The organism is Pseudomonas sp. 5C2 (assembly GCF_034314155.1).
GTDB lineage: Bacteria > Pseudomonadota > Gammaproteobacteria > Pseudomonadales > Pseudomonadaceae > Aquipseudomonas.
Window position 1 is genome coordinate 835,228 of sequence record NZ_JAVIWH010000002.1, and the last position, 12,526, is coordinate 847,753.

The following is a 12,526-nucleotide window of genomic DNA, read 5'->3' on the forward strand; positions in this document are numbered from 1 at the left end:
GTATTTGGCAGAAATGATGCCAGTGCTGACGTGCTGCGTACAGGCGCGTTTGTCGGCACTTTATGTATGGCTTGTAATTCCCTATATATGGGATATTAATTTACATATTGAGACGATGCAAACTTTGGGTCTATAGTCGTCGCGCACTCACTTATCTCGCAAAAAAATAAAACAGGTGAAGCGATGCACGCGCAATTGATCGCGCTCGATTGGGGGACAACCTCTCTGCGTGCCTATCGGCTCGGGGAACAGGGCCAGGTTCTGGAACAGCGCTCACTGAGCGCAGGCATCATGCAGTTGCCGACGGCCCCTCGGCTGATTGCCGGCGTGATGTGTGTCGATGGATTTGAGCTGGCGTTCGATCAGGCGTGTGGTGATTGGCTCGACGCCGAGCCCGGGACGCCTGTCATCGCCTGCGGCATGGTTGGCAGCGCCCAGGGATGGAGTGAAGCGGTGTACCGCGAAACCCCTGCGGATGTAGCGGGTCTCAGCGCAGCCCTGCAAACCGTACGCAGTGTCCGTGGGGTCGATGTACACATCGTTCCTGGCGTGCTGCAGCGTTCTGTGTTGCCCAATGTGATGCGCGGTGAAGAAACCCAGGTTATGGGTATTCTCGCCAGCTTGCCCGCCGAAAAAAATCACGACCCATTGTTGATCGGCCTGCCTGGCAGCCACTCGAAATGGGTGCAGGTCACCGATGGCTGCATCGTGCATTTCGACACGTTTATGACGGGCGAGGTCTATGCCGCCCTGAGTGCACACACCATCCTCGGTCGAACCCTGCAGCATAGCGAGGCGTTCGACGCCGAGGCATTTGATCGCGGTGTCGCTGTCGCAGGGTCTGCCGACGGTGCAGCCGGGCTGCTGTCGACGATATTCAGCTGTCGGACCCTTGGTTTGACCGGTGAACTCAGCGCCACCGCGCAGCCCGACTATCTGTCCGGTCTGTTGATCGGTCACGAATTGGTCGCGCTTGTCGCCTTGCAGCAGCGAGCCCGCGAACACCTCCCTCCCATCATCCTGATCGGCAATAGCCAGCTGTGCGCGCGTTATTCACGTGCGCTGGCCGCCTGCGGTTTCGCTCAGGTGACCGTGGCCGAACAGGCTACCGAACGCGGTTTATGGCAATTGGCGGTACAGGCCAACTTGCTCAAGCCCACTCTTGCAGAGGTCTGACATGCTCAAACAAACACTGGCTAAAAACGGCTTGATCGCGATCCTCCGTGGTCTGCGTCCTGAAGAGGCGGCGTCCATCGGTGAGGTGCTGTATCAAGCGGGTTTTCGCGTCATCGAAGTGCCGCTTAATTCACCTGAGCCTTACGACAGCATCCGTATTCTGCGCGCAACGTTGCCTGCCGATTGCCTGATCGGCGCCGGCACGGTGTTGACGCCTGAGCAAGTGGGGCGGGTCAAGGAGGCGGGCGGTCAAGTGATCGTCATGCCGCACAGCGACCCCAAGGTGCTGCGCGCAGCCAAAGCGGCGGGCTTGTACCTGTCGCCGGGTGTTGCCACGCCGACCGAGGCCTTCGCCGCACTGGCTGAGGGCGCGGACGTACTCAAGCTGTTTCCCGCCGAGCAAATGGGGCCCGCAGTGGTCAAGGCCTTCCTTGCTGTATTGCCAGCCGGTACCGCACTGATCCCGGTGGGCGGCATTACGCCGGACAACATGCAGGTCTTTATCGACGCCGGTGTGTGCGGTTTCGGACTTGGCTCCGGGTTGTTCAAACCGGGGATGAGCGCCGCTGAGGTTGCCGAGCGCGCCGATGCCTACGTATCTGCATGGAATCAATTGAGCTGAGCTGATCGGCGCCCTGAGCGTCGCCTCCAATAAGAGAGCGCACACATGAAAATCACCAAACTCACGACGTTTATTGTTCCGCCACGCTGGTTGTTCCTGAAAATCGAGACCGACCAAGGTGTGACCGGTTGGGGCGAGCCGGTGGTCGAAGGCCGTGCGCACACGGTCGCTGCGGCGGTGGATGAATTGTCCGATTACCTGATTGGCAAGGACCCGCGCAACATCGAGGACATCTGGACCGTGCTCTATCGCGGCGGTTTTTATCGGGGTGGGGCGGTGCACATGAGCGCTCTGGCCGGGATTGATCAGGCGTTGTGGGACATCAAGGGCAAGGCCCTGGGTGTGTCGGTCAGCGATTTGCTCGGCGGTCAGGTGCGCGACAAAATCCGAGTGTATTCCTGGATCGGCGGTGATCGCCCAGCCGACACCGCTCGCGCTGCCAAAGAGGCCGTGGACCGTGGTTTTACCGCCATCAAGATGAACGGCACCGAGGAGTTGCAGTTCCTCGACTCCTTCGAAAAAGTCGACCTGGCGCTGGCCAACGTCGCCGCCGTGCGGGATGCCGTCGGGCCTAACGTCGGCATTGGCGTCGACTTCCATGGCCGGGTGCACAAACCCATGGCCAAGGTGCTAATGAAGGAACTCGATCCGTACAAGTTGATGTTCATCGAAGAACCGGTGCTCAGCGAGAACTACGAAGCACTCAAGGAACTGGCGCCCCTGACCAGCACCCCGATTGCCTTGGGTGAGCGATTGTTTTCGCGCTGGGACTTCAAACGAGTCCTGAGCGAAGGCTATGTCGACATCATTCAGCCCGATGCCTCGCACGCAGGCGGGATCACCGAAACCCGCAAAATTGCCAACATGGCTGAAGCTTACGATGTCGCCCTCGCGCTGCATTGTCCGCTAGGGCCGATTGCCCTGGCTGCCTGTTTGCAACTGGATGCGGTTTGCTACAACGCGTTTATCCAGGAGCAGAGCCTGGGCATCCATTACAACGAAAGTAACGACCTGCTCGATTACATCAAAAACCCGGAAGTATTCGACTACGACAAAGGCTTCGTGAAGATCCCCAACGGCCCGGGCCTGGGCATCGAAATCAACGAAGAATACGTCAAGGAGCGCGCCGCCATCGGCCATCGCTGGCGTAACCCGATCTGGCGCCATGCCGATGGCAGTTTTGCCGAGTGGTGATTCAGTAATCCCCCGCTCCGTGTTGTCCTCAAATAATCATAATAAGAGGCACCCCATGCAACCTCAGACCTTCGCAGGAAAGGCGTCATTAGTGACGCCGAGCCGTAAGCGTTTTTTCATCATGGTGCTGTTGTTCATTACGGTAGTGATCAACTACCTGGATCGCGCCAACCTGTCGATTGCTGCACCGGCCCTGACCACGGAGCTGGGGATCGATCCGATTCATGTCGGTTTGATCTTTTCCGCTTTCGGCTGGACCTACGCCGCGATGCAGATCCCCGGCGGCTGGCTGGTGGACCGCGTACCGCCGCGGATTCTCTATGCCGTCGCGCTGTTGCTGTGGTCACTGGCGACCATCATGCTCGGCTTCGCGGCCAGTTTTATCGCGCTGTTTGTTCTGCGTATGGCAGTGGGCGCCCTGGAAGCGCCTGCTTATCCGATCAACAGCCGCGTGGTAACCACTTGGTTCCCGGAGCGTGAGCGGGCGACAGCGATTGGGTTTTATACGTCCGGGCAATTTGTCGGGCTGGCGTTTCTGACGCCGGTTCTGGCTTGGTTGCAGGCGCAGTATGGCTGGCACATGGTCTTCGTCAGCACCGGTGCCGTGGGTGTCATCTGGGCACTGGTGTGGTTTTTGGTGTATCGCGAGCCGCGTGATTTCAACGGCGTCAATCAGGCGGAAATCGAGCTGATTCGCGACGGGGGCGGGCTGGTGGATATCCAGACCAGTACCGAGAAAAACAAACGCGGTTTCAGCTGGCCGGATCTGGGGATCGTCCTGAGCAAGCGCAAGCTCTGGGGCATCTATTTGGGCCAGTTCTGTCTGAACTCGACGCTGTGGTTCTTCCTGACCTGGTTCCCGACTTACCTGGTGAAGTACCGTGGCATGGACTTCATAAAGTCCGGTTTACTGGCCTCACTGCCGTTTCTTGCGGCATTCGTGGGTGTGCTCTGTTCGGGTTTCTTCTCCGATTGGCTGATCCGTCGCGGCAGCAGCGTGGGTTTTGCCCGCAAGTTGCCGATTATCGGCGGGTTGCTGATTTCGACCTCAATCATAGGCGCCAACTACGTCGAGTCGACACCGCTGGTGATCGCCTTTCTCGCGCTAGCGTTCTTCGGTAACGGGCTGGCGTCGATCACCTGGTCGCTGGTGTCGACTCTGGCGCCAGCCCGATTGCTGGGATTGACCGGCGGCACCTTTAATTTCATCGGCAACCTGGCGGCGATCACCACACCCATCGTGATCGGTTTTCTGGCAACAGGGGATTCTTTTGCGCCCGCGATCACCTACGTAGCCGTGTTGGCGCTGGTAGGGGCGCTGTCGTACATTCTGTTGGTGGGGAAGGTCGAGCGCATCGAGTTGTAACCGAGGCAAGCTGGCGACAATAATGCCGTCAGCTTTCTGAATGAATAAGGCGTGATATGCAGCACGATTCACTCAACCCTGCGATAAGCAACGCCACCAAGGACGTCTCGCCAACCGGTACCCAAACCCTGTTGCGTGGGCTTGGTGTGGTTCAGGCCGTGGCCAGCGGTGCCCGTGACCTCAAGGAAATTGCCCGGGTTATCGGCACCACGCGCAGCACGACCCATCGCCTGGTCAGTTGTCTGGTGGAGGAGCGTTATCTGCGGGTTTTGCCACAGGTGGGTTACCTGCTCGGGCCCAAGCTGATCGAGCTGGGTTTTCAGGCCCGTGAGGAAGTGCCGCTGGCAATTTTGGCGCGTCCATACCTCGACGAGTTGTCAGCGCTGACCGGGGATACCGTGCACTTGGCGATTCGTGAGGGTGATGACGTGCTGTATCTGCACAAAAATCCAGGTCGCAATGGTCCCGAAATGCGCTCGCGGGTCGGTCATCGCATGCCGTTGGCGCGCACCGGGATTGGCAAGGCGTTGATGATTGATTGCACGCAGGACGAGTGGCAGCGTCTGTATCAGGTCAGTTTGCCAGTCGACGGAAAATCCATGGTGTGGCCGCAGCATCAGGAACAGTCCTGGGAACAGTTCCAGCAGCGAATGCAGGACTATGTCGCGGGGGGCTATGCGTTTGATCTGGAGGACAACGAACCGTCGATTCGCTGTGTCGCCGCGCCGGTACGTGATGCCAGCAACCGAATCGTTGCTGGCATCAGTATTGCCAGTACCGTGCCTTATATGCCCCTGGAGAAAATGGCCGAGCTGATCCCGCTGATCAAACAGACCGCAGCGCGACTCTCGGCCGAGTTAGGGGCCAAAGCCTGAATCAGGCTTTCAAGCTCGCCATGTCGATGACGAAACGGTACTTCACGTCGCCCGCGACCACTCGAGTGAAGGCGTCGTTGATGTTGCGGATGTCGAGCATCTCGATGTCGCAGGTGATGCCATGCTCGGCGCAGAAGTCCAGGACTTCCTGGGTTTCCGCCATGCCACCGATCATCGAGCCTGCCAGCACGCGACGTTTCGTGACCAGGTTGGCCGAATGCACTGGAGGTTCCACCGGCTCGACCAGCCCCACCAGAATATGCACGCCATCGAAACGCAGGGTTTGCAGGTAGGGGTTGAGGTCGTGTTGCACCGGAATGGTGTCCAGCAGGAAGTCGAAATGGCCGGCTGCGGCTGCCATCTGTTTGGCATCGGTTGACACGATTACATGGTCGGCGCCCTGAAGACGGCCTTCCTCTGCCTTGGCCTCGGAGCGGGTGAACAGGGTCACTTCGGCGCCCATGGCTTTGGCGAATTTGATACCCATGTGACCCAGACCGCCCATGCCGAGGATGCCGACCTTGTCGCCCGGTTTCACGTTGTAGTGCTTGAGTGGCGAGTACGTGGTGATCCCTGCGCAGAGAATTGGCGCCGCGCTGGCCAAGTCCAGTTTCTCTGGGATGCGCACGACGAAACGCTCGCTGACCACGATACTGTCAGAGTAACCACCCATGGTGATACTGCCGTCGACGCGGTCTTTCGACGCGTAAGTCTGGGTCGGTCCTTCCAGGCAATACTGCTCCAGGTCAGCGTTGCAGGCTTCGCATTGGCGGCAGGAATCGACCATGCAACCGACCCCGACCTTATCGCCGACTTTGTAGCGGCTGACGTCTGCGCCGACAGCGGTCACCTTGCCAACGATCTCGTGGCCTGGCATCAAGGGATAGACGGCGATCCCCCATTCGTTGCGTGCCTGGTGGATATCGGAGTGGCAGACGCCGCAGTAGAGAATCTCGATGGCCACGTCATCGGCCCGAGGGCTGCGGCGTTCGAAGTTCATGGGGGCGAGGGGGGCGGTGGCCGACTGGGCGGCGTAACCGATGGCTTTATACATAGTGAACCTCGCAAAACAATGACTGGGTGATGCGAGCTATTGTCCCCGTGCAAGGCATGACCGGCCATGGTCATTCCTCCGGCTATCTTGCCTATTCCTCCGGCATCAGCGCTGATTGGCTATTTTTTTGGGCGGATCTGCGATGATGGCGCTGTCTATTCCTCTTGCGAAGCTGGATTCCCATGTTGTTGACCCGCCACCTTGATGCCAATGCAACACTGGTCTCGTTGATCCAGCCGCTCGCCACTCGTCCGGGGTTTCTGCCGACGCTATTGCCTGAGGTGCAAATCGTTTCGGCTCGCAGCAATGTGGCGCGTTGCCCGCAGATTTACGAGCCAAGCCTGATGATCATTGCTCAAGGCAGCAAACTGGCCTACCTGGGGCCGCGCACTCTGGAATATGGCGCGGGGCGCTATCTGGTTCAGGCGTTGTCGATGCCCTTCGAGTGCGAAACCTTTGCCACACCCGAAGTGCCGTTGCTCGGCATCTCGATTGGCATTGACCGGATCATGCTGGGGGAGTTGGTGCTGGCCATGGGGCTAATGCCGGGGCGTGACACTCAACCCCAGACCCTGGAGTCCATGAGCTCCGCCGCGCTTGACGCGGGCATGCGCGAAAGTGTCGAGCGCTTGTTGCGCTGCCTGCATGATCCGATGGAGTGTCAGATCATGGGCCGCACGCGTTTGCGAGAGGTACTGTATGCCGCGCTGCGTGGCCCTCAGGCGAGTGTGTTGCGGGCGCTGGTCGAGCAGCAAGGGCCGTTTGCCCGTGTTGCTGCATCGTTAAGCCATTTGCATGCGCATTATGCGGAACCGCTCAGCGTCGAGACCCTGGCTCGCTGCGCAAACATGAGTGCCTCGACCTTCCATGAGCACTTCAAGCGCGGCACCCTGTTGTCCCCGGTGCAGTATCTGAAGCGTCTACGACTGCTCAAGGCGCAGCGGATGTTGATCGCCGAAGGCATCGGTGTGGCGCAGGTTGCCCTGCGCGTGGGGTATCAAAGTACGTCGCAATTCAGTCGGGAATATAAGCGTTACTTCGAGCACAGCCCGGGGGATGAAGCGATGGGTGCTCATCCATAATGCTGATCGTTCAGGTGCAGGCAGGTGGTTTTTCGGACTCAACAAAAAGGCTCCCGAAGGAGCCTTGATGTTTGATCAGCCTTACATGTTCGGGTAAGTCGGACCGCCACTGCCTTCAGGCGCTACCCAGGTAATGTTCTGGGAAGGGTCTTTGATGTCGCAGGTTTTGCAGTGCACGCAGTTCTGCGCGTTGATCTGGAAGCGCTTCTCACCGTCTTCCTTGGTCACCACTTCATACACGCCGGCAGGGCAGTAGCGCTGCGCCGGTTCGTCGTACAGCGGTAAGTTGGTGCCAATCGGGATGCTTGGATCGGCCAGCTTCAGGTGGCAGGGTTGTTCCTCTTCATGGTTGGTGTTGGAGAGAAATACCGAGCTGAGCTTGTCGAAGCTGAGCTTGCCATCGGGGCGTGGGTAATCGATCTTTTTCGAGTCGGCCGCGAGCTTCATGCACGCATAATCCGGTTTGGTGTCGTGCAGGGTGAACGGGATCTTGCCGCCGAAGAAGTTCTGATCGATGAAGTTGAACGCACCGCCGAGGATCGGACCGAACTTGTGCAGCGCCGGGCCGAAGTTACGGCTGGCGAACAGTTCATCGTAGAGCCAGCTGGCTTTGAAGGCCTCAACGTAGGTGTTCAGTTCGTCACCGCCTTCCTTGCCAGCGAAGAGGGCATCAGCCACCGAATCAGCCGCGAGCATGCCGGATTTCATGGCGGTGTGGCTGCCCTTGATCTTGGCGAAGTTCAGGGTGCCGAGGTCGCAGCCGATCAGCGCGCCGCCCGGGAAGACCATTTTCGGCAGCGAATTCAAGCCGCCCTTGCAGATGGCGCGCGCGCCGTAGCTGATGCGCTTGCCGCCTTCGAGGTACTGTTTGATCACCGGGTGGTGCTTGAGGCGCTGGAATTCATCAAACGGTGACAGAAAGGCATTGGAGTAGGACAGATCAACGATCAGGCCGACCACCACCTGATTGTTTTCCAGGTGATAAAGGAAAGAGCCGCCAGTGTTCTCGGTGCCCATTACGTCCAATGGCCAGCCAGCGGTGTGGACCACCAGGCCTTGCTCGTGCTTGGCCGGGTCGACTTCCCAGATTTCTTTGAGGCCAATACCGTAATGCTGCGCATCGGCTTCGGTATCGAGGTTGAAGCGCTTGAGCAATTGTTTACCGATGTGGCCACGGCAACCTTCGGCGAACAGCGTGTACTTGCCGCGCAGTTCCATGCCAGGGGTGAAGTAACCCTCTTTAGGATGGCCTTCACGGTCAACGCCCAGATCGCCGGTAACGATCCCGCGTACCACGCCGTTCTCGTCGAACAGTGCTTCCTGGGCGGCAAAGCCCGGGTAGATTTCGACACCCAGGTTTTCAGCCTGCTGAGCCAGCCAGCGGCACAGATTGCCCAGGGAAATGATGTAGTTACCTTCGTTGTGCATGGTTTTAGGCACAAAGAGGTTGGGTACTTTAGTTGCGCTGTCGGCACTTTTGAGTACAAAGATATCGTCGCGCTTGACCGGGGTGTTCAGAGGCGCGCCGAGCTCTTTCCAGTTCGGAAACAATTCGTTCAGGGCGCGAGGTTCGAACACGGCACCGGATAAAATGTGCGCGCCCACTTCAGAGCCTTTTTCCACCACGCAGACGCTGATTTCCTTTCCGGCTTCGGCGGCCTTCTGCTTCAGTCGGCAAGCGGCGGAAAGACCCGCGGGGCCTGCGCCGACGATGACGACGTCGAATTCCATGTATTCGCGTTCCACAGGCTATCTCCTACTCAGGGCTCAACAGTTTTTTTTATATGAAGCAACTAGCGCGGGTCGCGAGTAACATTGACCGACCTGCGCGCCGCAAAGGCACGCATTATATCTGGACCATCGCTCAGGTCCAATACAAACGTTTGTTTGAATTTGCTGCAGGCCAGATAAATCAAAGACGCGCTACTCATATCTGACCGTTTTAGCGTATTGACCAGAAAAGACGTTCCGGTCAAGATACGGGCGGTTTTGCGCTCGCCGTAGGCTGACCGCTGGTTTCAAAGGGCACCTCTAAAAAGCGTTGTGAGCGCGGTGCAGTTGTTTTTAGAGGTGTCCTTTTTACCGACGCGTATCAATCGCCAGGTCCGCCCGGGCGATTTTCTTTTCACCGGAGAGTAACGAGGAATCCATGAAGGTTCTTGTAGCTGTCAAACGAGTGGTCGACTACAACGTCAAGGTTCGCGTCAAAGCGGACAACTCCGGCGTCGATCTCGCTAACGTCAAAATGTCGATGAACCCCTTCTGCGAAATCGCTGTAGAAGAAGCCGTCCGCCTGAAAGAAAAAGGCGTTGCGACCGAGATCGTCGTCGTTTCCATTGGTCCGACCACCGCTCAGGAGCAACTGCGTACTGCATTGGCTCTGGGTGCTGATCGCGCCATCCTCGTTGAGTGCGCCGACGAACTGAACTCCCTGGCCGTGGCCAAGTTGCTCAAGGCTGTGGTCGACAAAGAACAACCGCAGCTGGTGATCCTGGGTAAACAGGCCATCGACAGCGACAACAACCAGACCGGCCAGATGCTGGCTGCACTGAGCGGCTACGCTCAGGGCACCTTCGCCTCTAAAGTCGAAGTGTCTGGCGACAAAGTCAGCGTCACGCGTGAAGTCGACGCCGGCCTGCAGACGGTGTCCCTGAGCCTGCCCGCGATCGTGACCACAGACCTGCGTCTGAACGAGCCACGTTACGCCTCCTTGCCAAACATCATGAAAGCCAAGAAGAAGCCTCTTGAAGTGCTGACTCCGGACGCTTTGGGCGTTTCTACCGCCTCCACGACCAAAACCCTGAAAGTTGAAGCGCCGGCTACCCGCAGCGCAGGCATCAAGGTCAAGTCGGTGGCTGAACTGGTCGAGAAACTGAAAAACGAAGCGAAGGTAATCTAAATGACTATCTTGGTTATTGCTGAACATGAAAATGGTGTCGTTGCCCCGGCAACCCTGAACACCGTGGCTGCCGCTGTAAAAATCGGTGGTGATATTCACGTACTGGTGGCCGGTGCCAACGTCGGTGCAGTCGCCGAAGCAGCAGCGAAAATCGCCGGTGTTTCGAAGGTACTGGTCGCTGATAATGCGGCTTACGCTCATCAGTTGCCGGAAAACGTCGCGCCGCTGGTTGCCGAGCTGGGCAAGGCTTACAGCCACATCCTGGCTGCTGCTACGTCCAACGGCAAAAACATCCTGCCGCGTGTTGCTGCGCAGCTGGACGTTGACCAGATCTCCGAGATCATCGCCGTTGAAAGCGCTGACACCTTCAAGCGTCCGATCTATGCCGGTAACGCCATTGCGACAGTGCAGTCTTCGGCTGCGGTCAAAGTGATCACCGTGCGTGCCACCGGTTTTGATCCGGTGGCGGCTGAAGGCGGTTCGGCTTCTGTTGAAGCGGTCTCGGCTGCTCACGATGCTGGCAAGTCCACCTTCGTTAGCGAAGAACTGGCCAAGTCCGATCGTCCAGAACTGACGGCTGCCAAAATCGTCGTTTCCGGCGGTCGTGGCATGCAGAACGGCGAGAACTTCAAACACCTGTACGCCTTGGCCGACAAGCTGGGCGCTGCTGTGGGTGCTTCGCGCGCCGCAGTCGACGCAGGTTTCGTACCCAACGACATGCAGGTCGGTCAGACCGGCAAAATCGTTGCGCCACAACTGTACATTGCGGTCGGTATTTCCGGCGCGATCCAGCATTTGGCCGGTATGAAAGATTCCAAAGTGATCGTTGCGATCAACAAGGATGAAGAAGCGCCGATCTTCCAGGTGGCTGATTACGGCCTGGTGGCTGATTTGTTCGAAGCCGTTCCTGAGTTTGAGAAGCTGGTTTAATCCAGGCTCTTCATTTATAAAGAGAACCCGTTCATTTCGGGCTGTGTGAAATTGCGCTACGCCGCAGATTCCCACGGCCTTCGATGAGCGGGTTTTTTATTGGATTCGATTAAGGATTGACCTATGAGCAGGCCTCGGCTGCTATTGCCATCGCTTCTTTTAGGCGTGTTCATGTTGCCATCACTGAGTTTCGCCGCGGGCAAATGTGAGCGTCTGATCGTGACAGGCAGCCCTGATGCGCCGCCTTATTTATGGCGTGACCCCCAAGACCCGAAGCACCTGATGGGCGCCAATGCCGACCTGCTCAAACAAGCAGCTGAAGAGTTGGGCCTGAAAGTAGAGCTGCTGTATGCAGGTAAGCGCAGTCAGGCGTTGGAAGAAGTGCGCAGTGGGCGTATGGACCTGTTGGCCGACGCGCCGTTGAAGAAGTCGGAACTTGAATCGCTTGATTACATTCATCCTTCGATCACCCAGAACGAAATCGTTGTCTGGACTCGACATGATCATGCGCAGCCCTTCAATGTGCTTGCCGATCTGCGCGATCACCCAGGCGCGGTATCGAACAAAATTCGCTTCACACAACCCTTTGAGGCGCTAGTCAGTGAGCATCTGAGACTTGAACGCACCGAGAATCTGACTCAGGCGTTTCAAAAATTGATTCTGGGGCAGGTTGAATATGTACTGGCGGGCCGTTACGCCGGTCTGGCGATGGCCCAGGCATTGGGGGTGTCTGCGGACCTGGTTGCGCAGCCTTTGCCACTGGATAAGCAGGGGCTGTACTTGGCGTTGTCATTCAATTCAGCCTGCAATGATCCTTGGTTACGCGGACAGCTGGCCAAAAAGATGACAGAATCGGCCGCCTCCGGCCTGTCAGGCGAGGCGGTGAAACGCAATCTGGAACTCTGGAAAGCGCAGTTGCTGCTGCCAGCCACCGTCCCAAACAAGTAGGAATGTTTTCGTGAGTATTCGAGCTTTATTCGCCGCCACAGCCTTTGCTGCTCTGGTCGGCTGTGCCAACGATCCGGCACCGATCGAACAGTTACGACTGACCGAGCAAGCAGTGGATCAAGCCAAGGCGGTGGGTGCCACCGAAGAAATCCCAGAGCTGACACTGGCCCAGTCGAAACTGATTCAGGCTCGCGCCGACATGGCCAACCAATCATTCAAAGAGGCTCGCATGCAGGCCGAGCAGTCGGAACTCGATGCGCGGCTCGCCGAAGCACGCGTCCTGACCCAGAAGAGTCAGGAGCAAATAATGCAGCTGAACACTCGCCTCAATCGTCTGCGTAAGCAAGTGGGAGACGTTCAGTGAGTCGCTCAGTGAATCG

General features: G+C 57.9%; 12 protein-coding genes. 10 read left to right on the forward strand and 2 right to left on the reverse strand.

From position 1 onward, the window contains the following. Positions 1-183 precede the first annotated feature (183 nt). The 5 genes from RGU44_RS04535 to RGU44_RS04555 are packed head-to-tail and all read left to right on the forward strand — an operon-like array spanning position 184 to position 5,233. Positions 184-1,176: a 2-dehydro-3-deoxygalactonokinase gene (locus RGU44_RS04535; protein WP_322215856.1), complete on the forward strand. Its 993-nt coding sequence runs from the start codon at positions 184-186 to the stop codon at positions 1,174-1,176. A 1-nt stretch (position 1,177) separates the two neighbouring features. Then, positions 1,178-1,798, forward strand: coding sequence for a 2-dehydro-3-deoxy-6-phosphogalactonate aldolase (locus RGU44_RS04540; protein WP_322179562.1), 621 nt, complete (start codon positions 1,178-1,180; stop codon positions 1,796-1,798). 45 nt (positions 1,799-1,843) lie between these two features. Further along, positions 1,844-2,992, forward strand: a complete 1,149-nt coding sequence (dgoD, locus tag RGU44_RS04545; RefSeq protein WP_219060786.1) for a galactonate dehydratase — start codon at positions 1,844-1,846, stop codon at positions 2,990-2,992. Positions 2,993-3,047: 55 nt separating this feature from the next. After that, a complete protein-coding gene (locus RGU44_RS04550; protein WP_322215858.1) occupies positions 3,048-4,358 on the forward strand; it encodes an MFS transporter in 1,311 nt (436 codons plus the stop codon). 56 nt (positions 4,359-4,414) lie between these two features. Then, positions 4,415-5,233 (forward strand): IclR family transcriptional regulator, encoded by an 819-nt coding sequence (locus RGU44_RS04555; protein ID WP_322179560.1) that lies wholly within the window; start codon positions 4,415-4,417, stop codon positions 5,231-5,233. Between the two features lies 1 nt (position 5,234). Here the strand turns inward: RGU44_RS04555 and RGU44_RS04560 are convergent, their stop codons facing one another. Then, positions 5,235-6,287 carry an NAD(P)-dependent alcohol dehydrogenase gene (locus RGU44_RS04560; RefSeq protein WP_322215860.1) on the reverse strand — a complete coding sequence of 351 codons (1,053 nt, stop codon included), beginning with the start codon at positions 6,285-6,287 and terminating at the stop codon, positions 5,235-5,237. Between the two features lie 182 nt (positions 6,288-6,469). Between RGU44_RS04560 and RGU44_RS04565 the strand changes: the two genes are divergently transcribed. After that, positions 6,470-7,369: an AraC family transcriptional regulator gene (locus RGU44_RS04565; protein WP_322179558.1), complete on the forward strand. Its 900-nt coding sequence runs from the start codon at positions 6,470-6,472 to the stop codon at positions 7,367-7,369. 81 nt (positions 7,370-7,450) lie between these two features. On the opposite strand, the gene RGU44_RS04570 is transcribed toward RGU44_RS04565, so the two are convergent. Continuing rightward, on the reverse strand, positions 7,451-9,115 hold the full coding sequence (locus RGU44_RS04570; protein ID WP_322179557.1) for an electron transfer flavoprotein-ubiquinone oxidoreductase: 1,665 nt from the start codon (positions 9,113-9,115) through the stop codon (positions 7,451-7,453). A 403-nt stretch (positions 9,116-9,518) separates the two neighbouring features. Here RGU44_RS04570 and RGU44_RS04575 point away from each other — a divergent pair, with 403 nt between their 5' ends. The 4 genes from RGU44_RS04575 (at position 9,519) to RGU44_RS04590 (ending at position 12,510) form a co-directional block, all read left to right on the forward strand. Then, positions 9,519-10,268: an electron transfer flavoprotein subunit beta/FixA family protein gene (locus RGU44_RS04575; RefSeq protein WP_219060792.1), complete on the forward strand. Its 750-nt coding sequence runs from the start codon at positions 9,519-9,521 to the stop codon at positions 10,266-10,268. Then, positions 10,269-11,198 carry an electron transfer flavoprotein subunit alpha/FixB family protein gene (locus RGU44_RS04580; protein WP_322179556.1) on the forward strand — a complete coding sequence of 310 codons (930 nt, stop codon included), beginning with the start codon at positions 10,269-10,271 and terminating at the stop codon, positions 11,196-11,198. Between the two features lie 123 nt (positions 11,199-11,321). Next, complete coding sequence (locus tag RGU44_RS04585) at positions 11,322-12,146, forward strand: substrate-binding periplasmic protein (protein ID WP_322215862.1); 825 nt, start codon at positions 11,322-11,324, stop codon at positions 12,144-12,146. Between the two features lie 10 nt (positions 12,147-12,156). Further along, on the forward strand, positions 12,157-12,510 hold the full coding sequence (locus RGU44_RS04590; RefSeq protein WP_322215865.1) for a DUF4398 domain-containing protein: 354 nt from the start codon (positions 12,157-12,159) through the stop codon (positions 12,508-12,510). Positions 12,511-12,526 lie beyond the last annotated feature (16 nt).

Coding starts and splice junctions, on each gene's coding strand:
- RGU44_RS04585 (WP_322215862.1), top strand. CDS start 11,322: ATGAGCAGGCCTCGGCTGCTATTGCCATCGCTTCTTTTAGGCGTGTTC.
- RGU44_RS04540 (WP_322179562.1), top strand. CDS start 1,178: ATGCTCAAACAAACACTGGCTAAAAACGGCTTGATCGCGATCCTCCGT.
- RGU44_RS04555 (WP_322179560.1), top strand. CDS start 4,415: ATGCAGCACGATTCACTCAACCCTGCGATAAGCAACGCCACCAAGGAC.
- RGU44_RS04565 (WP_322179558.1), top strand. CDS start 6,470: ATGTTGTTGACCCGCCACCTTGATGCCAATGCAACACTGGTCTCGTTG.
- RGU44_RS04575 (WP_219060792.1), top strand. CDS start 9,519: ATGAAGGTTCTTGTAGCTGTCAAACGAGTGGTCGACTACAACGTCAAG.
- RGU44_RS04535 (WP_322215856.1), top strand. CDS start 184: ATGCACGCGCAATTGATCGCGCTCGATTGGGGGACAACCTCTCTGCGT.
- RGU44_RS04550 (WP_322215858.1), top strand. CDS start 3,048: ATGCAACCTCAGACCTTCGCAGGAAAGGCGTCATTAGTGACGCCGAGC.
- RGU44_RS04560 (WP_322215860.1), bottom strand. CDS start 6,287: ATGTATAAAGCCATCGGTTACGCCGCCCAGTCGGCCACCGCCCCCCTC.
- RGU44_RS04580 (WP_322179556.1), top strand. CDS start 10,269: ATGACTATCTTGGTTATTGCTGAACATGAAAATGGTGTCGTTGCCCCG.
- dgoD (WP_219060786.1), top strand. CDS start 1,844: ATGAAAATCACCAAACTCACGACGTTTATTGTTCCGCCACGCTGGTTG.